We start from the raw sequence: 603 nt of genomic DNA on the forward strand, positions 1-603 counted from the left end.
CGACAGCGGCTGCCGCGATGCCGGCGTCGGTGCCCCCCCTGGGCGAGGCAGCGGCCGGGGTCCACGTCCAGGAGGCGGGCGGCGTGGAGGCAACCGTCGGGGACCGCCCCGCAGGGAGCTTCTCCGCTCCCGCGTCACCGCTGGTCCGTGACGTGGCGCGGGTGTCGGGAGGCTTCACCACGCGAGGGGCGGTGCCGACGTTCGGTTCGGCCTCAACGTGACGACCTGCGTCACCGGGGCCGGCGCGGCTGGAAGCGGTGCGGTGTGGCGAACGTGCGTGCGATGCTGGAGGTGTGGCCGCCCCCGCCGGCTCCTTCGCGGGCCAGGGCGACCGCTGACGCCGGGAGATTCCCCTCCGGTCTGGGCCGTGGCCCCTGGCGCCGCACATTCTGACCGATGCCGACGGCAGGCCCGTATGACCTGCGCGAGGGGCTTTTCCATGGCACACGACGACGACCTGCATGTGACCGATTTCCTTCTGGAGACCGACTCCCTGGAAGGGTTTCTGGACACCCTGGCCGACCACGCGCTGGCCCGTACGCCCGCAGCGGACGGCTGTGGCATCACCCTGAGCCGCGAGGGCCGGTTCCTGACGGTGGCCAG

Annotated in this window: 1 protein-coding gene; it reads left to right on the forward strand. The window is 73.0% G+C overall.

The annotated features are described in order from the left end of the window. Positions 1 to 221, forward strand: a 221-nt coding sequence (locus KUM32_RS36170; RefSeq protein ID WP_217146137.1) for a hypothetical protein, incomplete at its 5' end; no start/stop codon positions are given. Positions 222 to 603 lie beyond the last annotated feature (382 nt).

Source organism: Streptomyces sp. AC627_RSS907 (genome assembly GCF_019049165.1).